The 25,672-nt window shown below is 46.1% G+C and carries 22 protein-coding genes; 9 read left to right on the top strand and 13 right to left on the bottom strand.

From position 1 onward, the window contains the following. Window positions 1–191 precede the first annotated feature (191 nt). Together R6242_RS01625 and glnA are read left to right on the top strand one after the other, a co-directional pair. Window positions 192–617: a hypothetical protein gene (locus R6242_RS01625; RefSeq protein ID WP_318423054.1), complete on the top strand. Its 426-nt coding sequence runs from the start codon at window positions 192–194 to the stop codon at window positions 615–617. A gap of 589 nt (window positions 618–1,206) precedes the next feature. Further along, on the top strand, window positions 1,207–2,616 hold the full coding sequence (glnA, locus tag R6242_RS01620; protein WP_046350316.1) for a type I glutamate--ammonia ligase: 1,410 nt from the start codon (window positions 1,207–1,209) through the stop codon (window positions 2,614–2,616). Window positions 2,617–2,882: 266 nt separating this feature from the next. Here glnA and R6242_RS01615 read toward each other — a convergent pair whose 3' ends face one another. The 3 genes from R6242_RS01615 to R6242_RS01605 form a co-directional block, all read right to left on the bottom strand. Beyond that, on the bottom strand, window positions 2,883–3,374 hold the full coding sequence (locus R6242_RS01615) for a flavin reductase (protein WP_318423052.1): 492 nt from the start codon (window positions 3,372–3,374) through the stop codon (window positions 2,883–2,885). A 180-nt stretch (window positions 3,375–3,554) separates the two neighbouring features. Then, on the bottom strand, window positions 3,555–4,583 hold the full coding sequence (locus tag R6242_RS01610) for a methionine synthase (RefSeq protein ID WP_293934544.1): 1,029 nt from the start codon (window positions 4,581–4,583) through the stop codon (window positions 3,555–3,557). 22 nt (window positions 4,584–4,605) lie between these two features. Further along, on the bottom strand, window positions 4,606–5,589 hold the full coding sequence (locus R6242_RS01605) for a DUF1852 domain-containing protein (RefSeq protein ID WP_318423050.1): 984 nt from the start codon (window positions 5,587–5,589) through the stop codon (window positions 4,606–4,608). 722 nt (window positions 5,590–6,311) lie between these two features. On the opposite strand from R6242_RS01605, the gene R6242_RS01600 reads away from it, so the two are divergent. Next, window positions 6,312–6,725 carry a GFA family protein gene (locus R6242_RS01600; protein ID WP_318423048.1) on the top strand — a complete coding sequence of 138 codons (414 nt, stop codon included), beginning with the start codon at window positions 6,312–6,314 and terminating at the stop codon, window positions 6,723–6,725. A gap of 411 nt (window positions 6,726–7,136) precedes the next feature. Further along, window positions 7,137–7,463 carry a hypothetical protein gene (locus R6242_RS01595; RefSeq protein ID WP_318423047.1) on the top strand — a complete coding sequence of 109 codons (327 nt, stop codon included), beginning with the start codon at window positions 7,137–7,139 and terminating at the stop codon, window positions 7,461–7,463. A 468-nt stretch (window positions 7,464–7,931) separates the two neighbouring features. Here R6242_RS01595 and R6242_RS01590 read toward each other — a convergent pair whose 3' ends face one another. The 8 genes from R6242_RS01590 to R6242_RS01555 all read right to left on the bottom strand — a co-directional run bounded on the left by R6242_RS01590 (window position 7,932) and on the right by R6242_RS01555 (window position 19,971). Then, window positions 7,932–11,837, bottom strand: coding sequence for an FAD/FMN-binding oxidoreductase (locus tag R6242_RS01590; RefSeq protein WP_318423045.1), 3,906 nt, complete (start codon window positions 11,835–11,837; stop codon window positions 7,932–7,934). A gap of 284 nt (window positions 11,838–12,121) precedes the next feature. Next, the gene (locus tag R6242_RS01585; RefSeq protein WP_318423043.1) at window positions 12,122–13,696 is read right to left on the bottom strand and encodes a diguanylate cyclase; all 1,575 of its coding nucleotides are present in this window, start codon (window positions 13,694–13,696) and stop codon (window positions 12,122–12,124) included. A gap of 118 nt (window positions 13,697–13,814) precedes the next feature. Continuing rightward, a complete protein-coding gene (locus tag R6242_RS01580; RefSeq protein WP_318423042.1) occupies window positions 13,815–14,831 on the bottom strand; it encodes a tetratricopeptide repeat protein in 1,017 nt (338 codons plus the stop codon). 61 nt (window positions 14,832–14,892) lie between these two features. Continuing rightward, the gene (locus R6242_RS01575) at window positions 14,893–15,924 is read right to left on the bottom strand and encodes a tetratricopeptide repeat protein (RefSeq protein WP_318423040.1); all 1,032 of its coding nucleotides are present in this window, start codon (window positions 15,922–15,924) and stop codon (window positions 14,893–14,895) included. 298 nt (window positions 15,925–16,222) lie between these two features. Continuing rightward, complete coding sequence (mtgA, locus tag R6242_RS01570; RefSeq protein WP_293934529.1) at window positions 16,223–16,924, bottom strand: monofunctional biosynthetic peptidoglycan transglycosylase; 702 nt, start codon at window positions 16,922–16,924, stop codon at window positions 16,223–16,225. After that, window positions 16,924–17,730, bottom strand: coding sequence for a shikimate dehydrogenase (gene aroE / locus R6242_RS01565; protein ID WP_318423037.1), 807 nt, complete (start codon window positions 17,728–17,730; stop codon window positions 16,924–16,926). The genes mtgA and aroE overlap by 1 nt, the downstream gene beginning before the upstream one ends. Window positions 17,731–17,860: 130 nt before the next feature. Beyond that, window positions 17,861–18,814, bottom strand: a complete 954-nt coding sequence (locus R6242_RS01560) for an MBL fold metallo-hydrolase (RefSeq protein ID WP_318423035.1) — start codon at window positions 18,812–18,814, stop codon at window positions 17,861–17,863. A 539-nt stretch (window positions 18,815–19,353) separates the two neighbouring features. After that, entirely contained in the window at window positions 19,354–19,971 is a 618-nt protein-coding gene (locus R6242_RS01555) for a LysE family translocator (RefSeq protein WP_318423033.1), read from the bottom strand. 122 nt (window positions 19,972–20,093) lie between these two features. Between R6242_RS01555 and R6242_RS01550 the strand changes: the two genes are divergently transcribed. Both R6242_RS01550 and R6242_RS01545 read left to right on the top strand, forming a co-directional pair. Next, a complete protein-coding gene (locus R6242_RS01550; protein WP_318423031.1) occupies window positions 20,094–20,318 on the top strand; it encodes a hypothetical protein in 225 nt (74 codons plus the stop codon). Between the two features lie 137 nt (window positions 20,319–20,455). Continuing rightward, complete coding sequence (locus tag R6242_RS01545) at window positions 20,456–20,860, top strand: hypothetical protein (RefSeq protein WP_318423029.1); 405 nt, start codon at window positions 20,456–20,458, stop codon at window positions 20,858–20,860. 106 nt (window positions 20,861–20,966) lie between these two features. On the opposite strand, the gene R6242_RS01540 is transcribed toward R6242_RS01545, so the two are convergent. Together R6242_RS01540 and R6242_RS01535 are read right to left on the bottom strand one after the other, a co-directional pair. Then, a complete protein-coding gene (locus R6242_RS01540) occupies window positions 20,967–21,416 on the bottom strand; it encodes a hypothetical protein (RefSeq protein ID WP_318423027.1) in 450 nt (149 codons plus the stop codon). A 132-nt stretch (window positions 21,417–21,548) separates the two neighbouring features. Further along, window positions 21,549–22,415: a YicC/YloC family endoribonuclease gene (locus R6242_RS01535; RefSeq protein WP_318423024.1), complete on the bottom strand. Its 867-nt coding sequence runs from the start codon at window positions 22,413–22,415 to the stop codon at window positions 21,549–21,551. Between the two features lie 86 nt (window positions 22,416–22,501). Between R6242_RS01535 and R6242_RS01530 the strand changes: the two genes are divergently transcribed. From R6242_RS01530 to R6242_RS01520, 3 genes are read left to right on the top strand one after another with little or no spacing between them, the layout of a single operon-like run. Continuing rightward, window positions 22,502–23,470, top strand: coding sequence for a serine/threonine protein kinase (locus R6242_RS01530; protein ID WP_293934511.1), 969 nt, complete (start codon window positions 22,502–22,504; stop codon window positions 23,468–23,470). Next, window positions 23,467–24,372 (top strand): PP2C family protein-serine/threonine phosphatase, encoded by a 906-nt coding sequence (locus tag R6242_RS01525; RefSeq protein WP_293934509.1) that lies wholly within the window; start codon window positions 23,467–23,469, stop codon window positions 24,370–24,372. The genes R6242_RS01530 and R6242_RS01525 overlap by 4 nt, the downstream gene beginning before the upstream one ends. A gap of 3 nt (window positions 24,373–24,375) precedes the next feature. Further along, complete coding sequence (locus tag R6242_RS01520) at window positions 24,376–25,059, top strand: heparan-alpha-glucosaminide N-acetyltransferase (RefSeq protein ID WP_318423020.1); 684 nt, start codon at window positions 24,376–24,378, stop codon at window positions 25,057–25,059. Window positions 25,060–25,672: the final 613 nt, after the last annotated feature.

Here is a 25,672-nt window from a genome sequence, read left to right as displayed (position 1 = left end):
AAAGACTATTTGTCCACGAAAAACACTCAATGCACGAACAGAAGCGGATCAAGCAAAAAGGTAATCGTCTGTTCGTGCTTTGTTAGTAAACGGCGTATTTTTTGATCTTGCTGCATAACATCAGTCATTTAGATGGCCACCAAAGCGCCAGCAGCTGGCTCTTTAGCGTACTCACACTCTAAGGATCCACCATGCGACTCCCTCTGCCCTTGCTGTTATTGGTCAGTATTGTGCACAGCCCGCTCAGCCAAGCACAAAGCATCGAAGGCTTGGATAAACTCAGCAACCCACTGGTAAAATCAGCCGTAAAAGCCATGAGCGATAACGATCGCGAAAGCTGGATGAAACTCTTCTCCCCCAAGGCCGTCATCAGTGACGAAGGCAAGGAGAGGGACTTTATTCAGTGGTCAGACAGCGAAATATTTGGCCGCTTACGTGCTTATATCGTACTAGGCAAATCGCGTGGCTACTTTAAACGTATCGATAAAGAAGATAATCAAGGGTTCAGCGTTTACGGTTTTTTCCACACGGATCGCTGGGGTGAGTTCAATACCTATATGCACTTTAAGGTAGAAAACAATCAGATTGTGCGGCTAGATGTGGGACAGATTAAGTAAATGTAGTGCCCTAGCAAAGCGACTTAGCCAAATAAAAATGAACCTTAGCTCACTGCTCCCCCTCTTAAAAACAGCAAAACCACGCCAAAGTTTTTTCCAACGATTTTATAAACTCAGTACGGGCGCTGCTTGCTGCGCCCTGCTCAGTTTTACAGCTCATCTTTTTTTAAACACTGCACAACATCGATACTGGCCATGAATGAACCAAATCACCGTGGTTTAATCGCATGAGCAGGCGCTTAATTAACAAAAAATTAATACAGCAGATTTCTTGCATGACCTAGGAATAAGCATTTAAAACAAAACGCCATGAGCACCGCACCAAAAAAGCTCGCACAGTGTATTTTAGTCACCATAATGGTGCATAAGTAATTACCCTAGGTTAGCGAGCCTTTAAGCTTAGTGCCAGCTTGTTGACGTTTGAAGCGCAGCTGCGCAGAATCAAACCTCAGCAGCCCTTAGGTTTATGGCACAATAGAATCACACGCTCTTTATGTTGGCATGGTTATTGCTGAATGAAATCTTAATTCCGCAAAGCCAGATGCTTTGTCCTTTCACCTTCATGCAATTAAAATTTGGAGAATTCAAGATGGCGGTAGCCGACGTTCTCAACCTTATCCAAGAAAACGGCCTTAAATTCGTTGACTTGCGTTTCACCGACACTATGGGCAAAGAACAGCACGTTACTGTTCCTTCGCACGTAGTGGACGAAGAATGGTTCACAACGGGCCATGCTTTCGACGGCTCTTCTATTGCTGGCTGGAAAGGCATTCAAGCATCTGACATGTTGCTGATGCCAGACGCATCAACCGCCAATATCGATCCTTTCTACGACGAACCAACATTGTTTATGACATGTGACGTGGTAGAGCCAGATACTGGTAAGGGTTACGACCGTGATCCACGCTCGGTAGCTAAGCGCGCTGAGCAATACCTGAAAGCCACAGGCTTGGGTGACACGGCTTACTTTGGCCCTGAACCAGAATTCTTTATTTTTGATGGCATCCGCTTTGGCTCCGATTTATCAGGCTGCTTCTACAAAATTGAATCCGACGAAGGCGCTTGGGCGACTGCAAATAAAGTAGAAGGCGGCAATAAAGGCCACCGTCCACGCCTGAAAGGTGGCTACTTCCCAGTTCCTCCTGTCGATAGCCACCAAGATATCCGTGCCACTATGGTACTGATCTTGGAAGAGCTAGGCGTGCCTGTTGAAGTGTTCCACCACGAAGTGGCGAACGCTGGCCAGAATGAAATCGGCACCAAATTCAGCACCTTGGTACAACGCGCAGACTGGACTCAAATCCTGAAATACGTGGTGCACAATGTAGCCGACCAATACGGCAAGACTGCCACATTTATGCCTAAGCCTATCGTTGGCGATAACGGCAGCGGTATGCACGTGCACCAATCGGTTTGGAAAGACGGCAAAAACCTGTTTGCAGGTAATGCCTACGCAGGTTTGAGCGAATTCGCCCTGTTCTACATCGGCGGTATCATCAAGCACGCAAAAGCACTGAATGCGATCACCAACCCAGGCACAAACAGCTACAAGCGTCTGGTTCCGCATTACGAAGCCCCTGTAAAACTGGCTTACTCTGCACGCAACCGCTCTGCTTCGATCCGTATTCCACACGTATCGTCAGACAAAGGCCGCCGCATTGAAGCGCGTTTCCCAGATCCATTGGCTAACCCATACCTGTGCTTCTCAGCCCTGTTGATGGCTGGCCTAGATGGCGTGCAAAACAAGATTCACCCAGGCGATCCTGCAGACAAAAATCTGTATGACCTGCCACCAGAAGAAGACAAGCTGATCCCTACCGTTTGCTCATCACTCGATGAAGCACTAGACGCGCTGGATAAAGACCGCGAGTTCCTGACTCGTGGCGGCGTATTCAGTAATGACTGGATCGACAGCTATATCGAATTGAAGATGCAAGAAGTAAACCGCATCCGCATGAGCACTCACCCAGTTGAGTTCGATATGTACTACAGCTTGTAATATCTGACGCCTGTTTTGTGCAGGCTTAGATAAAAAAAACCCGCAGAAAGCTTTGCTTTTGCGGGTTTTTTTATGGGTTTTATATAGGTCTTTAGGTAATCCCCACACAAAATCAGCTCATTTTTAAGTAGAATTTTATCGCAGTTTTTAAGTAGCTTTTACATGAAAGCCGTAGGCAATTGATAATGCCAGATTATGGCGATTTTAAAACAGGCCGAAGCTGGCTCGACCATTCCTGATCATTACCTATTAAGTAAAAATTGGGTTTAAGCGATTTCGGCCTGACCCACATGATGATAAGCACGATTAAAATAAACCAATCCCTGATCATGTTGACTTTGTTGAATAGCGACAATATGGCAAATAAAAATAGTATGTGTACCGACTTCTTGAGTTTGCTCAATCTGACAATCAAAACTCACCAAAGCATCATCTAAAACAGGCGCTCCCGTTTTTAATTCAGTCCAATTTCCATATTCAAAGCGCTCTGCTGAACTCAATTTGGATGAAAATACGCTGGAAATATGCTGATGATGTGCACCTAAAACATTCACGGTTAAAATTTTATTTTCTATAAAATGAGTATGTGACCTTGCCGCTCTATTCATACAGACCAATAATGTTGGCGGTGTATCCGTGACACTACAAACCGCAGATGCAGTGAATCCATGATGACCAGACGCCCCTGTCGTGGTAACGACATTAACCGCACCGCTTAACAACGACATTGCACTTCTGAAGTCCGTTGCTTCAACCATTATATTGTTCCTAAATTGAATCGTACTTCTTTAGATTTAGCGGTAGCACATGCTATTGAGGCGCGTAGGCAGATCATCTGAATAAGTTTTGATAAGAATTGATATTTATTTTTGCTTGAAATGAGGGTTACCGGCCTGATGAGAAATATCCAAGCGTAAAAGCTAACCCTGCATCATGCTTTAGGCCGAGAGCTCTTTGCGGACGATTTGCGCGCCAGCAGTTAAAGCATTGAGCTTGCCTCTTGCGACTTCACGCGGTAAAGGCGCCATACCGCAGTTGGTGCAAGGATAGAGCTTATCCGCATCAACAAACTGAAGTGCTTTTCGGAGCGTGTCGGCGACTTCTTCGGGCGTTTCAATGGTATGGCTTGCCACATCAATCGCACCGACCATCACTTTTTTCCCTCGAATGAGTTCAATGAGATCCATTGGAACATGCGAGTTTTGACATTCTAGTGAGATGATATCGATATTAGATTTTTGCAGTTTTGGGAAAGCGGCTTCATATTGGCGCCACTCTGAACCCAAAGTCTTTTTCCAATCGGTATTGGCTTGAATGCCGTAACCATAGCAAATATGCACTGCAGTTTCACATTGAAGCCCTTCAATTGCTCTTTCTAAAGTAGCAATACCCCAATCATTTACCTCATCAAAAAATACATTAAATGCAGGCTCATCAAATTGGATAATATCCACACCAGCGGCTTCTAATTCACGGGCCTCTTGATTAAGAATTTTAGCGAATTCCCAAGCCAATTTTTCACGGCTTTTATAGTGGCGATCATAAAGCGTATCGATCATCGTCATCGGGCCAGGCAAAGCCCATTTAATCGGCTGATTGGTTTGCTGACGAAGAAACTTGGCATCTTCAACAAAAACTGGTTTTAGTCGCGCCACAGCACCAACCACGGTGGGTACGCTTGCATCATAGCGATTACGAATTCTAACGGTCTCACGCTTCTCAAAATCAACACCACTGAGATGCTCAATAAATGTAGTGACAAAATGTTGGCGCGTTTGCTCACCATCGCTAACAATATCAATACCAGCGTGTAGTTGTTCTTGCAGTGACAAACGTAAAGCATCTTGTTTGCCGTCAATTAATTCCTGATCTTGCAATTTCCAAGGTGACCAAAGTTTCTCTGGCTCGGCCAGCCAAGAGGGTTTCGGTAAACTGCCAGCAGTTGAAGTCGGTAATAGTATTTTCATGGCAAATAATCCAGTATTTTAATTAAAGAATGCAATCAGCAGCCCATTCTTCAAGAATATTTTTATATGGCTTGATGAACTGCTCTTCAACAAACTTTCCTTGCTCAATCGCTAGTCGGCTACGTTCTTCTCGATCATAAACAATTCGAGTTAATGAATAATCCTGATGCTTCAAACTAGGTTGATAAAATTTTCCTGCTGTAGAATTTGCATTATAAATTTCAGGTCGATAAATCTTTTGGAATGCCCCCATCGTACTGATGGTGCCAATAAGCTCCAGATCCGTGTAATCAGCCAGCAAATCACCCGAAAAATAAAATGCCAACGGTGCAACACTATTCACAGGCATGAAATAGCGAACCTGCAAGCCCATTTTTTTGAAATAATCATCAGTTAGAGAATATTCATCTTGGATGTATTCAATGCCTAATACAGGGTGCTGGTTTTCAGTACGTTCATAGGTTCTACTACTTGAAACACTTAAGCAGATCACAGGTTTTTTATTAAAACTATCTTTGTAAGCATTAGAATTTACGAAACTTTTAAAGAGTTTTCCATGCAGCTCACCATAATTTTCTGGAGTGCTAAACTGGGGTTGATTCTTATTATGCTCTGACAGTAATACGCTAAAATCATAATCTCGCACATAAGAGGAAAAGTTATTACCTACAATACCGGCAATGCGTTCATTCGTTTTTCGATCAACAATATTCGTTTTCAATATTTCAATTAAAGGTAAACCTTTGCTACTGCTTTCAGCATCAATATTCAACTCAACTGAAATGATTTCAAGTTCGACAGCATAACGATCGGCTTTAGGGTTATCCCAATGCGCCAAGTCGTTGAAACGATTATTAATCATCATTAAGGTGTTGCGCAGGTTCTCTTGGCGATGCTCGCCTCTAGCCAAATTCGCAAAATTAGTTGTGATACGCGTATTGTCTGAGGGCTGATAGTTCTCATCAAAACTAATACTCTTAATTGTAAATGTAAACTCTTTACTCATTATGATCTGGTATCCTAATTTCTGAGATAAAACCTGAATTTATTTCATGCTCTTTTTGGACTTTCCAATTTTTTTCGGATCATCCCAGACGATCGTATTCCCAGTCTTTTCTGATTTTTGCCTAATGATACAAATCAGAATCAACTACAATATCGTCTATTGGTTAAGAGTGCAGTCTGATTTATACCTGAATCAGCACATGAACGAAAATGATCCTTTCTCAGCAATAGCATGAGAGAAATTCATGCCAAAAGGTTCTGCGGTATGAATGTAAGAATGAAAGCTAGAAAAGTTGGCTAAAAATCCCGCATAACTGATATGAGCTTGTGAGAGCGGGCTTATTCCCCAAGGGAAGTTGTTTTGGAGCGCGCCTTCGGCTAACCCGTCATACCTATCGAGGTATTTGATTGTATTAATGGGGGCCTCGAAAAACCTATATTTCTAAATAAGACAAGGCGCGTATTAAAAAAATCGACGCTGCATATGCTTGATATGTAAGGAGATTTTTTTAATGCGCAACGCAGTATTATGAGATCAGATGGGTTTTTCGAGGTTCCCTAATTTATATACAAGGCTTGGCGGGCAATACCTCGATATAATTTCTTGGATGGTAATCCCCCTACCTATTGCCACTGATTAATTAAAAATCAATATGGTCAGACCCTAGAAATTATTTCATTGGCCAAAATATTAAATTACTCAACCATCAAGAAGCACTCAATATGAAATCAAAATATGCGGGCGCTTGCCTTTGTGGCGAAGTACGGTATGAAAGCGATTCAGAGCCTGCTTTCTCAGGCAACTGCCACTGTAAGGACTGTCAGAGAAGTTCGGGGGGCTCGTTCACGCCTGCAATGTTTTTTGCTGAGGCCAGTGTTTCCATCAGTGGCGCACCAAAGTACTTTCGGTCAACAGGCGATTCCGGCCGTTTTATTGAGCGAGGCTTCTGCCCAAGCTGCAGATCACAGCTTTTTACCAAGCTGGAGATGATGCCTGGTGTGCTCGGTATTAAGGCTGGCACGCTCGATGATGCGTCGATGTTTAATCCCCGACTGGATTTCTACGTGTCCAGTGCTCAGCATTGGGATCATATGGATCCGAGATTGCCAAAGAGTGAGAAGTCCCCACAGGGCTAACCATCCATCAAGCGGGGTGGCACTTATTTTAGCCCGCAAGGCTTATTCAGTGGCATAAAACTGGAACAGGCTTTAGACACTGAACTCCAGTATCTTCCTGATTGATTCCGCCACAAACCCAGATGTAGGGGGGCAAGTAGGCTCCAGCTAAGTCGATTTGGCTTGCAACGCACTTTCTGCTTGCCGAGGTTGGCGGTGCGCTGACTTTTTCTATTGATGCCTTGTCCATGCTTTTGGTCACAACAGCCGCTACGCTATACTTGGACACTCGCTTGGAATGCATAGAAAGCTGCTACACAACAGCTATGTGTGCACCCGCTGGCTGGAGTACTTCTTTGTTCACCTTGTGGTTTGGCTGGCCCGATCGGCTTGATTAAGACGTATGATCACTGATTCAAGAATAAGGTAAAGATGAATATGCAATTTGCTTGGTTGATGATTACCATTCCAGGTTTTATAATTAATTTAATTATTCACAAATGGAGCATAAAAAAACAAAAAAATAAATCTTCTGAAATATGGCTACTCATTTTTAATGGAATTATATTATCTCCATTAATGGGGATTGCTATATTTTCAGGCTCAGATGGAGGCTATGGTGCAGGATTGGGAGCAGTACTTATACCGATGGCAAACACAGGTTTAAGTGTACTATTTATTATTTATGTTGCATTAAATGACAGTTCTGGGCCAGAAACGCCAACTGCTAGCGCTAAAAATCCTAAATCAGATCATTAGCATTTTGATTTATGTTTATGAAAATTAACCTATAAATTATTTACAAATTTAGGTTAATTTATTTTTTTCAATATAAAAAACTAAAAATTAAATTATGACAGGTCAATTTCCTTTAGTTGATTGTGGTATCACTTGCCTAGTGCCAATGATATTCACTGCATTTTGGCCAATAACAAGCATTACTCTTATTGGGATGCTGATGATTGGCATATTTCATTTTAAAAGAAATTCAGGGAAAATATTAATTACAAGCGCTATATTTCTCATTTTTTGGTGGACCAGTATTTTCATATGACCACTAAAAAATGCAGTCAATATGCATTTTTCAAGGGCACTGGCCCGCTCGAATTGCCAATAGACTTCTTACCCCCCTGATACGGCATAGTGCATTTAAAAAAAAATCCAAACTTATTATGCCCTATAGAGCCATAAAAAATGGGCACGATATTTCGTGCCCATTTAATTAAATTACAACAACACCCGCTCAATCCCGCCATTTCTAGCTTTTGCCACGTATTCTGGCATCCAGTTTTCACCAAGTATCGTTTTAGCAATTTCTACCACGATGTAATCAGCGGTGGTGCCTGCGTCGTCGTTGTAGCGGCTTAAGCCTTGCAGGCAGGATGGGCAGGAGGTGAGGATTTTTACGGGCGCAGGTTTGCCAGCTTTATCCACCAGCACGCCCGATTCGGCGCGTAATTTGTCTGCACCTTTTTTCATTTCCTCTTCTTTTCTGAAGCGCACTTGGGTGGCGATTTGCGGTTTGGATACGCCAAAAGTGCCTGATTCGCCGCAGCACCTATCATTCAGCTCCACTTTTTCGCCCATCAGCTGGTTCGCCACATCGATACCTTTGTACGTCTTCATCGGGGTGTGGCATGGCTCGTGGTACATATAACGCTCACCGCTTACGCCTTGTAATTTCACGCCTTTTTCCAGCAGATATTCGTGAATATCCAAGAGGCGGCAGCCGGGGAAGATCAGCTCAAACTGATACCTTTGCAGCTGATCCATACAGGTGCCGCAAGACACAATCACCGTTTTGATATCAAGATAATTCAGCGTGGTGGCAAGGCGGTGGAATAACACGCGGTTATCCATAGTGATCTTGTCGCCCTTGTCTTTCTCACCGCCCGATGTTTGCGGGTAGCCACAGCACAGATAACCCGGCGGCAGCACGGTGGTGGTGCCCACATGCCAGAGCATGGCTTGGGTGGCGAGGCCCACCTGACTAAATAAGCGCTCTGAGCCGCAGCCTGGGAAGTAAAACACCGATTCCTGCTCTTCATTCATCCTTTGCGGATCACGAATCACTGGCACCGTGCTTGCATCTTCCACATCAAGGAGGGCGCGGGCGGTTTTTTTAGGTAGGCCACCTGGCATGGGCTTATTAATAAAATGAATCACCTGCGTTTTAATCGAAGCCTTGCCCAGCGTGGCAGGCGGCGCTTTTAAGGCAGGCTTGAGCAGGCCCATGCGTTTGGCGATGGCATGCGCCAGCCGCTGGCCTTTATAGCCCCACTCAATAGTCACTTTGCGGATCAACTTGATAGTGGCAGGGTCTTTGATGGTTAAGAAACCCATGCCCAGTGCGGTAATCGGGTTAAATTTCTTTTTGCCTTCTTTGCGCAAGAAATTACGCATAGCCACCGAAACATCGCCAAAGTCGATATTAACCGGGCAAGGATTTAAGCAGCGATGGCAGACCGTGCAATGATCGGCCACGTCTCCTAGCTCATCAAAATGCTTGAGCGACACGCCACGGCGCGTTTGTTCTTCGTATAAAAACGCTTCGGTGAGTAAGCCAGTTGCCAGAATCTTATTGCGTGGGCTGTAGAGCAAATTAGCCCGTGGCACGTGTGTGCTGCACACTGGCTTACATTTACCGCAGCGCAGGCAGTCTTTGACGCTATTGCTGATCTCACCGATATCGGATGCTTCTAAGATCAGCGACTCAGCACCCAGCAAGCTAAATGATGGCGTATAGGCGTTGGATAAATCCGCCCCCGGCATCAGCTTGCCCTTATTAAAGTGGCCGTTCGGGTCTACCCGCTTTTTATAGGCCTCAAAGGGCAGCAGCTCTTCTCGACTTAAAAACTCGTACTTGGTAATGCCGATGCCGTGCTCGCCCGAGATCACCCCATTCAGGTTTCTGGCCACGCCCATAATCCGCGCCACCGCTTTATGCGCACGTTGCAGCATTTCATAGTCGTCTGAATTCACGGGAATATTGGTGTGCACATTGCCGTCGCCAGCGTGCATATGCAGCGCAACCCAAGTGCGGCCTTTCAGCACTTTTTGCTGAATGGCAAACACCAGCTCCATAATCGATTTATCCGTGCGGCCAGAGAACAGCGTTTCCAGCTCGCCCAGCAACTCGCGCTTCCAGCTCACCCGCAGCACAAAATCACGCAGCGCAAGGAACACGCTTTGTGGGATATCATCACCAATCAGCTCTTTTTCTAAAGGCATAGTCGGAAATGTGGCGCGGTATAGCTCAAAGGAGTCATCTAGGTGATCAAAAATCCACTGCCAGTGCAAGCGTGATTTCTCAATCAGCGCCAGTGCGCTTTCACGCCGATCGCCAATAAACTCTTCAGCACTCACCGGTGCATCCCCCCCATCCACAGGCAGGCGGCCGTGGGCAAAGAAGTCTTGCAGCTTATCCAGCAGATCCAGCTTGCTGTTTAAAGACAGCTCGATATTAATCCGCTCAATCGCGTCGGAATACTCACCCAGCCGTGGCAACGGGATCACCACGTCTTCATTCACTTTAAAGGCATTGGTATGGCGCGCAATCGCCGCCGTGCGGGCGCGATCCAGCCAGAATTTCTTTCTTGCCTCGGCCGTTACCGCCACAAAGCCTTCACCACCGCGCACATTTGCCAACTTCACCACATGGCTGGCAGCCTCACCCACGGCGTTTTCATCATCTGAGACTAAATCGGCTACCAGTACCATTTTAGGCCGGCCATGGCCCTTGGCCTTGGTGGCATAGCCCACGGCACGCACATAGCGCCAGTCTAAATGCTCCAGCCCTGCCAGCTGCACGCTTGGATGCGCGTCTAGATAATCTTTGATTTCTACAATCGATGGCACAGCGCGGCTGACTTCACCAAAAAACTCCAGGCAAACGGTGCGCACATGCGCTGGCATACGGTGCAGCACAAAACGAGCGCTGGTAATCAGCCCGTCGGTGCCTTCTTTCTGAATACCGGGCAGGCCAGAGAGGAATTTATCCGTTACATCCTTGCCTAGCCCCTCTTTACGGAACTTATTGCCAGGGATTACTAAGTTTTCATCGCTGATCAGCGTTTTGCCATCTGGCTTAAACTTGCGGATGCGAAAAGTGGCTTGCTTGGCATCATGGATCTTGCCCATATTGTGATCCATGCGCTCGATAAACATCCAGTTGCCGTCTGGATCAACCATCTTCCAGCTCACCAGATTATCCAGCGCCGTGCCCCACAGCACAGCTTTTTTACCCCCAGCATTCATCGCCACATTGCCGCCAATACAGGATGCATCCGCCGAGGTTGGATCAACTGCAAATGCTAGCCCAGCCGCCTCGGCGGTTTCCATGACGCGGCGTGTCACCACCCCTGCGCCGCACTGAATAGTGGCTACTTTGCCAGAAACACCCGGCAATTCACGGTATTCAACCCCATTATGCTGGTCGAGTTTTTCTGTGTTAATCACAGCAGAAAGCGCCGTCAGCGGCACAGCACCACCGGTGTAACCCGTGCCACCGCCACGCGGGATAATGGTTAAACCCAACTCAATACAGGCCGCCACCAAGGGAGCCATTTCTTCTTCGGTATCGGGGGCCAGCACCACAAAAGGGTATTCCACGCGCCAGTCAGTGGCATCGGTTACATGGCTAACCCGCGCCAAGCCATCAAAGCAGATATTGTCATTACGGGTAATGCGGCCCATTTTTTTGAGCACTTTACGGCGCAGCAGGGCCACATCAATAAACTCGCGCTCAAAGCACTCTACCGCCTCACGGGTGCGATCAATAAGTAGCGCAACCTGCGTGTTTTCTTGGCGACGTTTTTCGATCTCATGCACACGGTGGTGCATGGCCTCGGCCAACATATTTAAGCGCTTGGGGTTATCGAGTAAATCGTCTTGCAAATAAGGGTTACGCTTTACAACCCAAATATCCCCCAATACTTCAAACAGCATCCGCGCGGAGCGGCCGGTTTTACGCTGTTGACGCAAATCATCGAGCACCTGCCAGGCATCATCCCCCAGCAAGCGAATCACAATCTCACGATCGGAAAACGAGGTGTAGTTGTAAGGAATTTCGCGCAGACGATCATGCGCAGCATGCTGCTGAGGAGGGATGGGAGTATTAATAGGCTCGGCCATGGGGGACTCTTAGGGCTTGCGGGATCATGGGAGGATTGATTTTATCGGAAAACCCCCATTGTTATAGCCCCATTTTTTTTGGGGGCATACGCCAGCCCCCCTTAAACACCCGTTTTTAATGGCTTAGCCGCGATATACACCAATGTAAAAAAATAGCCGTAATGCAACAAAACGAACTATTTCTAGCGCCATTGCCTATATAAGATCTAGATTTAAGAATATTAAGGAAAAATACAACGTAGATAAACGGCTTAAAGCTAGCCCCAAAATAGCCAGAGCAGAGCTTAAACCACCACCCGATTGCGCCCCTGTTGCTTGGCTTGGTAAAGGCATTGATCAGAGCGATTAAGCAAGGCTTCTAATGAAGCATCATCCACAATACTGGCAATGCCCACGCTAATGGTGATATTTAGCTCTGGATGTATCCTCGACCAAATCCAAGCATCCACCAAGCTACGCAGCCGCTCCCCCACTTCGGTGGCCGCCACGCCTTCATGGTTAGGCAAGAGCACCACAAACTCTTCGCCCCCATAGCGCCCTACCAAGTCATCTTGCCGACAGCCAGATTTAAGTAAAGCCGCAATCTGCCGCAATACTTTATCCCCCACTGGATGCCCGCAACGATCATTTACCCGCTTAAAGTGATCTACATCAATCATTAAAACAGACAATGACTTCTGGCTTTGTGATTGGCGCAAAAACAGCTCACAACCCTGCTCTTCTAAACCACGGCGGTTTAAAATGCCCGTTAAGCCATCGTAACTGGCGAGCCGCTCTACCCGCTGGATTTCCCGATGCTGACTTGCCCGCTGGCGGCGTAAATCGTCATTTTCTAAGCGCGCGTTTTCCATTTCTAATTGCATTTTCATTGCATGTAATTTATGAGGAGAAAGCTGATTTTTAAACGTTTGTAGCCCCAAGCTAAAGCGTTTTAAATGCATAAATGCCACTTTGTAATCGCCACGCCGCTCCGCTAATTCCGCCAACAATTGCTCAAATTGCAATACCAAATTGACGGCATTTCTTTGCGCAGCGTTAGATAAACCAAAGGATAAATATTTCAAAGCTAATTTATCATCCCCCTTCTCTAAGCTCATCCGCCCTAAAGCTAATAAATTAACTGCAATACCCCATTGATGATTTAACTTTTGATTAAGCTTAAGTGCCATTTGCAAATTACTATATGCTGAATTTTTTTTCCCCAATGCCCATTCAACCTGACCAATCAAACATAAAGACTCTGAAACATACTCAAGATGATCCACTGTTTTAGCATGCCGCAAGCCATTTTTTAAAGATAATAAAGCTTTATCATATTGCATAAGCGGCAAATACACACCGCCTAGATTAATCAATAAAGAGGCCGTTAATTTATCATTATTAATTTTCGGTAAATAGTCAGCCGCTTGCTGATAGTGTTCTAATGCGCTTGGAAAATCATCATGGGAAAAGTAAATTTGACCTATGCCAATATGAGCTTGAATATATGCTTCATTATTAGCGATATTTAAGGAGACATCCAAGCAATAAGACCAATACTGTAAGGATAAATCATATTGGCATTGTGCATAATAAGCACCGGCAATTTCTTGCAAGCAATCCACTACATGCTCACGGAAAGAATGCTCTTCACCCAGCAATAAGCTATGCCGCATTAAAGCCATGCTTTCATCAAACGAGGGGCTTTGTGCCAAGGCTAAAGCGTGATTAAGCAATCCTTGGGCATAGCCCAAATTATATTTGGCCTGAGTGGCAAGCTGGCACGCAGTTTCTGCCAACTGAAGCGCATCCTGTTTGCTCACCAAGCTCATCTGGCGGGCGCGGATATTTATTTCGTCAATGGCATTATGAATAGGCATGCTAGCGCTTTTACTCTTAACATTAATCTACCATCAAATTAGGACATACTAATCCATTAGATCAAGGTAAATCGTATTAAATGAAACCACGGCTATCTTTCTTATTGAATACTCATGCTTAGCCCGGCACTAATAATGCAAGCTCCATAGAGCGCAGCTGTGCAGATGCGGATTGCTCTAAAAGTACCACGCGTAATTTTTTATGTGCTAATTCATGCTGCTCTTGTAAATCTGGAAAATTCATTTTTTGATAAACGAGCGAAAATATTTCGTGGATATCAGCTAATAATTTTTGTGATTCCATGACATCCGCTACCGTAAATGCGCGGTGTAATTCATCCAGCGCGGCTTCATATTCACCCCCTGCTAAAGAGCAGCGCCCTAAAGCCAGTAAATTAGCCGCTTCATTCCAAGTATTGATATGTAGGCGATTAATTTTTAAAGCTACCAGAAAATTCATTCTAGCGCGCTCTATATCGCCACGCTCTAATCGAATTAAGCCAAACACACTATAAACTTCGGCCTCTAGCTCATAATTACCCTCGGCGCGTACCAAAGGCAGCGCTTGTCTTGCAATTGACATTGCATCATCTAGGCGATTTAAACGGTAAAGATCAACTGCGATATTAATGAGACAGATACTTTGATAATTAGCATCATGCTCTTTTTTGGCTAAATCCTGCGCCATTTTATGATGAATAAGCGCGACTTCAAATTGCTCATGAGCATAATAAAGCTGCCCCAAGCCAATGTGGGCGCATAAACGCTGGGTGGTTTCTATGGCTTGCGTAGAGAGCTCTAAGCAGCGGCACCAATATTTCGCAGCGCTTTCATACTCGCCCAATGTGTAAGTATGCCTTCCCATTAATTGTAAGGCTTCCCCGCGCCAAACGCCCAGCTCATCGGTTTCTGCAATATCTAAAACCTTATCTAAGATCTTGATTGCTTCACGATGTCGGCCAAAAAGCTGCAATACGCTGGAATAAACAGTTAGGGCTGCGGCCTCACTTAGACGGCAACCAAGGTCTACCGCCAAGTCACACGCTTGCGTCGCAAACCCCAGAGAATCAACGCTGCGGGAAGAAATTAATTGCTTAGCTCGCTGAAGGAGCTGATCAACAGGGGACGCAAGCATTATGACACCAAATTGACATTTAGTTTACAATGCCTATCTTAACACTTGTAGGTATGACAATCTATGCACAGTGCAGCATTTCCAAACAATCCTTTTTAAATGTCAGTAATTTATTTATTTTTTGTAAGCATTCTGCTTGACTAGAGATGTCACCTCGCACGCAGGCAGCTTGATAGCAACCATAGGCATTCTCTGCGTTTTCCTTATCTCCCGCACGCTGGTAAGCCATCGAAAGTAAATGATAAGCCTTTAATATATGCTTACTAGCCCCCATCTCATTGGCGTTTTTCAGCGCTTGTTTAAAATAATAAATTGCGTCATCCAAACGGCTTGTGGCTAAAAAAATACGCCCCTGCAATAACTGCTGCTGTATTTCGCCCCATGCCCAAACCTTACAGCAGCGCTTAGCCTGCGCCAGCTTATGCCTTGCTGCATCCAAGTTATTTGTTTCTAAGGCAATCTGCGCCATATATAGATAAATCTCAGCAACAAATTCTTGATGATTAGCACCTTGGGCAAAAGGATAGGCCATCACTAAAGCATGTTGGCTTTCATGCCATTGCTTTAATTTAAAATAACTCGCCGCCAAATTTATCCAAGCCCGAGCATGGCTGATTGCGGGCATTTGATTATTTAGTAAGGAAATTGCCATTTTATGCTGGGCTAAAGCTTGCTCAATCTGGCCATAGGCAAAGTAAATCATGCCAATTCCAATATGCCCATTGAGTTTTGTTGCGGCAGAAAACTCAGTACTATTAATGCAATCCGCCCAATACTCTGCCGCCTCTTCATATTGGCCCATGCTGTAATAGCTTAGGGCCAGCTCTTGTAGTAAGCCCTCTTGCACGGATCGTTGATTCTCCACCTCGGCCTGCGTGAGCGCTTTAAGCAAGCAAGCAAGAGATTCTTCTAATCGGCCAAACGCAACGAGAGAGCGTGAGTATGCAAGCGTGACTCGCACAAGAAGTGGGGTATCACAACCCGCCAACAAGGCATAAGCCTCTTCTGCGTATTGCAGGCTTAGGCTGGGATCAAGATAAACAAGGCGATCACATTCAGCAATTAAGCTATTAATTTCAGCATGTTGTGCCATAGAGATAGGTCATTAGGAAGGATTGATGCAGAGTATTCTGTTTAACTCACTTACTCAAGCTATTTGACCTTAAACTGACTACTAATAACATATAAACGTCAGCTAAACACACTGCAAAATAATAACATCTAAAATAAATGTAAGTAAAACAACGGATATTTTTTATTTAAGCCGCCTCAAAACCCACAGCTCAAAGTAAATTATCAAATATAAATTTTATAAAACAATGAGATAAGCTAGCAATCATTAGCCGCTAACGCTTCTTGATTTTCAGCTGCAAGCTAAGGGTTAATAAAGCCTAGGGAACATCTGCATAGGGCATGCGGCGTAAAACGATGCTACTTTTACGTAGAAGCTTACGATCATTACGGTTTTTATCGAAATAACGCGGATTGGTTACCATCGAGGCCAATTTAGCACTCTGACTTGCACCTAAATGGGCGGCACTGGTTTTATAGTAATAACGCGCCGCTGCCTCCGCGCCAAAAACGCCATTGCCCCACTCAATCACATTTAAATAGATTTCAAAAATACGCCGCTTATCTAAAATGGCCTCTAGCATCACGGTGATAATGGCTTCCTCTACTTTGCGTAGCGGATTGCGGGCACTCGATAAAAATAGGTTTTTTGCCAGCTGCTGGCTAATGGTCGAGCCTCCCGCCACAATGCGGCCTTTCTTTAGGTTTTTCTCCCAGGCCACCTGAATCCCTTCCCAATCAAAACCTTCATGATCTAAAAACTTGGCGTCTTCACTCGCTACTAAGGCACGTTTAAGATTTGGGGAGATCTGCGCATAGGGCACCCATGTATGCCGCAACTCTGCATCTGGGTTATTTTGCTGCAATTGCCCCAACTGCTCGCTCATAAAAGAAGTAGCCGATGGATTAACCCATTTCCACATCAACACATGACCAACAATCCACAGATTCCAGAGCAAAAATAGCGCCAGCACGCCCAATATCACACGGCCTAGCCAGCCAGCGACGGATCGTTTTGCCATTACAAAGCCGCCCGCATTGCCGCCAACACGGGCACGATATCCGCACGTAAACCGGTCCATACATAAAATGCCTCAGCCGCCTGCCCCAGTAGCATGCCTAAACCATCGATGCATTGTGAGGCTCCAGCTAAGCGGGCCTGCTCCATAAACGGCGTTTCACCTTTGCCATACATCATGTCGTAAGCCACACAATCCTTAGCAAAGATGCTGCCAGCTAAGGGCAGCGCCTCACCAGATAAGCTTGCCGAAGTGGCATTGATAATCACATCAAATTCGCCCTCTAAAGCGTCAAAAGCCTGCGCGATTATTTTTATATTGCCGCTAAACTTTTCAGCAAGGCTCATCGCCCGCGCCACAGAGCGATTGGCAATGGTTAAGCTTTGCGGCATTTGCTCCAATAAAGGCAGCAGCACACCACACGCCGCCCCCCCAGCCCCCAATAGCAAAACGCGTTTGCCTGCTAAGCCGGTATGCCGCAATAGATCTGCCACCAAGCCCGCGCCATCGGTATTGTCGCCAAGCAGCACGCCATCCACACACTTGATGGTATTCACCGCGCCTGCAGCAGCGGCACGCTCGGTAAGCTTTGTACACAGCCGAAAGGCTTCTTCCTTAAACGGTAAGGTGATATTCGCCCCAGCACCACCTGCCTCTGCAAACTGCGCCACTAGCCCAGCAAAACCATCTAAAGGAGCCAAACAGCGCTCATAGCTAAAATCGAGCAAATTAAATTGAGCAGCAAACGCCTGATGAATTTGCGGGGATTTGCTATGCGCAATAGGGTGACCAATGACCAGATATTTCATTTACAGATAAGTCCGAAAAAGAGAGCTTAGATACAAAAATCACCATGTGTTGCAGCCAACAGACTGGGCAAAAACCCGCTGCTTTTAGGCCAAGGCAAAAAAATAGCGGGCTTATTCTTACTCACATCGCTTACTTACCATACATAGGCGAGTAATTCACTGGCAGCCAGCTATAGCCCTTGCCTACCTTACGTAAATGCCCAAGCCCTGGGAAGGATAAATGAGCGGAGCCAATCAAATAGCCTTGTTTTGCTGCGTCGGCGTAGGCTTGCTGGCGCTGCTTAGCGGCGGACTTGCTATCCGTATCATACTGAATCGTCACCTCAGGCATCGCAAATTGCACCGCGGCAACGTGCATTAAATCGCCCCAAAGCGCCAGCTTTTGCCCACGGCTTTCTACCATATAAATGCTATGCCCTGGAGTATGCCCATAGGTGGAGACCGACTTAACACCAGGGATTAAATCCGTATTGCCATCAAATGTCTTTAGCTTACCCGCCTTAACCCAAGGGCCAATTGACGCCACCGCACCTTTAAAAAAACCTTTCATCGCTTCGGGGGCCGCGTCCATATTGGCTTGGCTTAGCCAAAAATCAATATCACGCTGATCCACACGCAATACAGCATTAGGAAAAGCCAGCTGCTCGCCCACCATCAACCCACCCATATGATCGCCGTGCAAATGGGTGATATAAATTTCATCGATCTGCTCTGGCTGATAACCTGCGGCTTTTAAGTTTTCCATAAAATGCCCCAAGTTCGGGCCAAATAAACCGGCCGCCCCCGTATCCACCAGCACCAGTTTGTCGCCAGTATTAATCAAATAGGCATTCACCGATGTTTCTAGCGGGCTGCTTAAATAAGACTTTGCCAGCTCCTTATCGATCTTGCCCTTGCTGATTTTAGTAAGCAAGGTATTCACCGGCAAAGCCACCGTGCCATCTGAAAGCGCGGTAATTTCAAAATCACCCAGCATCACCCTATAAAACCCCGGTGCCGAAGTTTTAACCATAGGTGCGGCAGCTTCTGCCTGTAGAGCGCCCAAAACACAGATACCGAGCAGCAACTTTTGCAACTGATTCATTGTATTCTCCCGTAAGCGAAAGCCACCGCCCATGCAAGTGGCGCCGCTCTATACTACAGGCTGTCTGATAAATTACGCCAGATAGTGCAATAGGCTGAGTGCAAAAGCGACATGCTTGCCTTTAAGCAAAAAAGAAAACATTACGTCTTCAGCCTTATTTACTTCGAAGCCCCCTAGCCCGCGCATTCTGCCAGCCTTTTGGTAACAACCTGCGTGGGCAAGATAAAGCGCCTTGCCCACCCTACAAAACCATCAGCTCATCACCATTATCTATGGCTGGGCACGCTTTTGTGCCCACGCAAAGCTAAACATTTACCTGATTATGTCTCTTGCTCAATAGACTCTGCGCAGATGGGTTTCTTGAGTGTTGGGCTTGGTTTTTAAATGTGTAGGGCGGGTGAAACCCGCGAGCCATGCTGAAGAAATACGCGGGTTTCACCCACCCTACGATATTTATAATGAGATTGAGCAAGAGACATAATCAGGAACATTTATCCATCAGGGCACCGCTCAAAAATATGCAATATGCGATCGCACATTTACAACATCATCAACCGTGCCCCCAGCCCAGCAAACACCAGTGATAAGAAATATTGCGGCCAAGGGGATGGGCGATCGGATCGCAAGCTGCTTAATTTACCCGCAGCAAAAATCACCACGCCATTCACCATTAATCCAATCAGGTTTAATACCGTCGCCAGCAGCATGATCTGCACCGCCACCGCCCCTGCTGCAGGTTTTACAAACTGCGGAAACAGGGCGAGTACAAACAGCATCATTTTTGGATTAAACAGATTGGTCAGCAGCCCGCGTAGAAAAGCCTGCTTGGCTGATATTTTTGGCATAGAGGCATTGGGAGAGAAGGCCGTAGCCTTAGAGCGAAATGTTTTCCATGCTAAATAAAGCAGATACGCCGCACCGGCAAAGCGCAGTAAATCAAAAGCAAAGGGAAGGCGTAACAAGAGTTGTGACAGGCCCAAAGCTGCCGCCAGTGCGTGGCAGTAAGTACCCGCCATAATGCCCGCTAGTGTGGCAAAGCCCGCCCTTTTGCCTTGGCTAACGCTAGAGGAGGCGATCAGCAACATATCTGGGCCGGGTGTGGCAGTCAGCGCCAGCGCGGCAGCTAAAAAAATGAGCATCGTAGAAAAGCTAAGCATGCTGCTCCTTTTGCCATGTGAATGGCGAAAGGAGCAGCAGAGTAAGTGCCAACCATATAGTTGTCAATACGCTCAAAGACTATCAGTGGGCGGATCGGCTGCAACAAAAAAACTTGTGTTCGATGATGCCGATTTTTTGCCCACCAGAGCGCTTTCAACTCAAATCGGTGACGCAAGCCATTATTGAAAAGCCAGTGCAGCGCAAAAGCCTGATACGCCGGATCGAGGAATCCGGCATCTTTGATATCAGCGATGAAAAAATGTCATCAGGTGGCAGGTTGGCGCTGCTGTATGCATTAAAACCCGCTGCAGATCTGGTGAACTTTGGACGAAACGTAAGTTTGTAATTCAATCAACATATGCCAAAAGCATTAAAAAACAGATGGTTACACATCGCTACTAAAGCCTCATCGAACTCTGAATCCAGAGGGTAGATACTGAATTTGTCCGCTTCACTACCGACCTAAATTCAGGAACCCAGACCATGAACAAACTGCTCAAAACTATCGCTACCACAGTATTTGTTGCAACTACCGCCTTTGGCGTAGCAGCAGAATCTGCATCCACTCCGATTAAAGTTGAAACACACGCCACCAAGGTGGCCCCAGCAAAACATTCAAAACACCACGCTTCTGCTGCATCAGCAGTGCACAAAGCAGATGTAAAAAAACCAGCATCTGCCGCATCAGCCGTGCAAAAAGCGCAAGCTAAAAAACACGCAGCATCTGCGGCCTCTGCAGTACAAAAAACCCAAACTAAAAAACACGTAGCATCTGCGGCTTCTGCTGTGCAAAAAGCCCAAGCTAAAAAGCACGCAGCTTCAGCAGCTTCAGCAGCTTCAGTTGTTCAAAAAAAATCAGGTAATGCTTCTGCCTCATCTGTAATTTAAAACAGCCCTGCTCATCACACCGTTGATAAAAAAGCCCCTGCTTGGGTAAATCAAGCAGGGGCTTTTTTAATCACTATGCTCTAGCCCTCAAGCTAAAGCACCAGACTTAAGCATTGCTTATCAATGCGCTAAACGCCTGCTCCACATGGGGATCATCACTGTATGCAACATTAAATCGCATAAAGCGAGCAAACCGCTGATGACGGCTAAACAGCGAGCCTGGAGCCAGCAGCAGCCCCTGAGCCATTCCCTTCCTTGCCAATATTTCAGCATCCTCACCCTCTGGCAGCTGTGCCCAGATAAACATCCCACCGCTAAAGAGTGCAACACAGCCCAGACGTTCCAGCCACTGCGCTACCCGCCCCCCGGATTCCAGCAGGCGGTCAGCAATACGCTTGCGGTGCTTTTCATAACTGCCTTCTGTCAGCATTCGGCACAGCAGTTGCTCCAGCAGTTCGGATGTACCGCCACCACACATCAATTTTAAATGTCCCAGATCTGCCGCCAGCTGCGGTGCGGCAAGCACATAGCTGACCCGAGTATTTGCACTCAGCACTTTTGAAAAACCCGATACATAACTTACCTGCTATTTATCTGAGTTTTATAGCTTAGATCTAAAAAACAACAAAGCCCTGTATTTACAGGGCTTTGCATATTTAACTAAAGCGCTAAGATGTGGTTTAAGACTTTACTCAATATTTTGAATTTGTTCACGCATCTGTTCTATCAGTACTTTTAATTCAATTGATGCACGGCTGGTTTCGGCGCTGACGGATTTAGAGCCTAGTGTATTGGCTTCGCGATTCAGCTCTTGCATAAGGAAATCCAAGCGTTTGCCCACCGAGCCGCCTTTTTCTAAGATGCGACGAATTTCGCTAAAATGGGCATTCAGGCGCGATAGTTCTTCATCAATATCAATTTTTTGCGCAAAAATAACAATTTCTTGGCGCACGCGCTCATCGTCATTGGTGCCCAGTGCATCTAGAAAACGCGCCTTCATCCGCGCTTCATAAGCCGCCGCCAATTGCGGGATCAACGGCGTAATCTCATCAACAATGGTTTGCATACCTGCAATGCGTTCTAGCAAATGCGCTTTAAGCTTTTCACCTTCGCGGCCACGGCTGGCGCTAAAATCGAAGAGAGCTTCATCCAGCACTTCTAAGCAGGCTGCGCCTAACGATTCTGGCGCGGCAACTTGGGCGGATAACACGCCTGGCCAACGAAGTAATTCGCCCAGTTGTAATTCTGACGCCTGTGGTGCAATTTTCTTAGCCACGGCAGCAGCAGCTAAAAGCTGTTGTAATAATTCAGTATTAAGTTGTAAAGCGGCTTCGGCACCGACACGGGCATTCCAATTAACACGGCACTCAACTTTGCCACGTGCTAATTTAGCAGCAACGCGCTCGCGCATTCCTCCCTCTAGGGGGCGAAGCTCCTCTGGGGTGCGAAGGGTGAGGTCTAAAAAACGGTGATTCACTGAGCGCAGCTCAATACTTAGTGTGCCACCTGGCAATTCGCGCTGAATGGAGGAAAAACCAGTCATACTTAAAATCATTAGGGTTCCTTTAAAGGGAATAGCTTTACATTCCCTCAAGCTGAAATCAAAATTAACAGATACATCAGTATAACGAAAAGAGTCGGATGGCAACTCCAAGCAATCAACCGCTCGCACGCGGTTATCAACTCCAGAACTACACCATCGCCAAGTTATTGTCGGCGGGTGGCTTTAGTATTGTGTATCTGGCCCATGATGAGAATGATTATCCAGTTGCGATTAAAGAATACTTACCCAATTCTTTAGCGCTCAGAACCGAAGGTGATGTGGTACAAGCACGCAGCGAAGATAGCATTGCTTTATTTCGCCACGGTTTAAAATGCTTTTTTGAAGAGGGCAAAACCTTAGCTCATATTCAACATCCTAACATTATCCGGGTGCGTAATTTTTTCCGTGCCAATGATACGGTTTATATGGTGATGGAATATGAGCGTGGCCGCACATTGCAAAAAGAAATTCAGCTTAAGCATGGCAGAGAAGGGGTAGACGAAGGCTTAATTCGTCATGTTTTTTATCATTTACTCAATGGTTTACGCGAAGTTCATCTAAATAAGCTCTTACATTTAGATATTAAACCCGCCAATATTTATATTCGCAAAGATGGCTCACCGGTATTGCTTGATTTTGGCTCCGCACGCCAAACTTTAGCCCTAGAGCAAAGCAAGCTCACCCCCATGTACACCCCAGGCTTTGCTGCGCCTGAGCAATATAATAAAAAAGATCCGCACGGCCCTTGGACTGATATTTATGGCATTGGTGCTAGCTTATTTGCCTGTATCGCCGGTACGGCTCCACAACCTGCGGATTTACGCTTGAAAGAAGATAAGGTGATTAAATTGCATGATCGCTATGGGGATCGCTACTCGCCCGAACTCATCGAGCTTATTTCATTATGCTTAAGTTTAGATCCTAGCCTGCGCCCACAAAGTGTGCCACAACTACAAAAGCAGCTATTAGAGCGTGGCTCCGCGCCGCTTAAACGCAGCGGCATTGTGAGTACATTAAGACGCAAATGGGTCGAGTTTTCGAACAAAGGCCAGTTGGAAACAGAATGAAATTCACTGTATATCAAAATAGCCGCCAAGGCGGGCGGCAATATAATCAAGATCGCTTAGGCTATTCTTATAGCCGAGACGCATTGCTATTAGTGGTGGCTGACGGCATGGGTGGCCATTTACATGGCGAAATTGCGGCGCAAATTGCCGTTGAGCTACTCACTGATCAATTTCAGAAAAAAGCACAACCCTACCTCAGAAAACCAACGCAATTTCTGCATGATGCTTTACTGCAATGCCATAGTGCGATTTCTCATTATGCAAGCAATCATCAGCTACTTGAAATCCCACGCACTACCGTGGTCTGCTGTGTAATACAAGACGGTGTTTTGCATTGGGCTCACGTTGGGGATTCACGCCTATATGTGCTGCGTAAAGGCGAAATTTTGCTGCAAACCAAAGACCATTCTAAGGTGCAGCAATTGGTTAATGATGGCAAAATCACCGCCGAAGAAGCCTTAATTCACCCAGAAAGAAATAAAATTTATAATTGTCTGGGCGGAACCCTCAAGCCAGATATCGATCTAGGCAGCAAGATTCTCTTAATTGACAACGATACCCTGCTGCTGTGCACCGATGGGCTATGGGGCTCTGTGGATGAAAGCGATTTAATTCACTTTTTATCCTCATTTCCTGTTTTATTCTCTATACCCCAGCTTATGGATAGAGCCGAATTACGCGCGGGTAAGTTCTCCGATAATATCAGTGCGCTCGGCATTAATTGGCACGATGCGGATGAAAACGTTTTCTCCGAAAACACCTTCGTTTCCACTCAAAAACTAGACCCCAACACCATTACTACGCATATAGACCCTTTAAGCAGCAGCGCCAATATCACCGACGATGATATCGAAGCCGCTATTGCTGAGATTCAGGCAGCCATCCAAAAGTACTCTAAATAAATAATGTCATTAGTCCTTAGGCCCCGTAAACCTCTTCCTGATCTACTTCGAGGCATTGCCGTTGTCTTAATGGTGTTGTTTCATTTTTCTTTTGATCTGGCCTATTTCGGCGTTTGGTCGGTGCAAACTAATATTGATCCAGAATGGGTGGCGCTCCGCACCTTGATCGTCAGCCTATTTGCTGCAGTAGCGGGTCTTTGCGCTGGCGCGCAACCAAGCTGGCAACGTCAGTTAAGATTACTGGCCTGTGCAGGAGCCGCCACGTTGGGCAGCTGGTTTATTTTCCCCAATGCCATTATCTGGTTTGGCGTGCTGCACTTCTTTTTTGTGGCAGGCTTAATCGCCCCGCTGTTTAGGAATAAACCCCGCCTCTGCTTAGTTCTAGGATTGCTACTGATTTTGCTAGGTGTGCTGCTACAAGCCACGCTATTTGATCAGCCCGCACTGGCTTGGCTGGGCATGATGACTTACAAACCTAGAACTGAAGATTACGTGCCAATGCTGCCTTGGTTTGGCGTGGTACTGCTTGGCATCGCCGCCCAAACCATGCTGCCAGCTCAATGGCTAGCCCAAGGCGGCCAGCGCCAACTCGCCCCACTACGCTGGCTAGGCAAGCACAGCCTCATTATCTACCTAATACACCAGCCCATCTTATTTGGCGTGCTGGGCTTGCTGTTAAAAAAATAAGTGCTCTACCATGACGCGATTAAAGGCGACCTCGAAAAACCTATCTTTCTAAATAAAACAAGGCGCGTATTAAAAAATAGACGCTGCATATGATTGATATGTAAGGATATTTTTTAATGCGCAACGCAGTATTATTAAGATCAGATGCGGTTTTTGAGGCTGCCTATAGAGCAAAACAGCCGCTGGATCAGTAACTGATGTTACGCAGCAAAAACCCAAATCTTGAACCACAGAGAACACGGTGTTTCACAGAAGAAAACGTGGGCTAAATTTTGCTATTTTTTGGGTTTTTTAGCCATTTTCAAAGCCAGCTTCTTGCGTTTTTATCGCCACTCGTGGCACGGGGCTTAAACCCAATTCAATCAACTGAAGGGCACTATTGATTGTTAAACCTTAAGCGATCAACTTAGATCTATCTATTGCAAAGCGTTGAAACATCGTAGGGCGGATGAAATCCGCGTATTTCTTCAGCATGGCTCGCGGGTTTCACCCGCCCTACGATATTTATAATGAGATTGAGCAAGAGGTATAGTCAGGTCTTCTTATTGCAAGCAAACTCAGCCAGCAATCTGCCCTTGGATCAGAGCACTGCAACATATCAGTCACATCCAGT

The organism is Iodobacter sp. CM08, assembly GCF_033446605.1.
In the GTDB taxonomy this organism is placed as follows: domain Bacteria; phylum Pseudomonadota; class Gammaproteobacteria; order Burkholderiales; family Chitinibacteraceae; genus Iodobacter.
The sequence above is the reverse complement of the archived record's forward strand: the minus strand, read 5'-3'. Positions and strand labels throughout refer to the sequence as shown.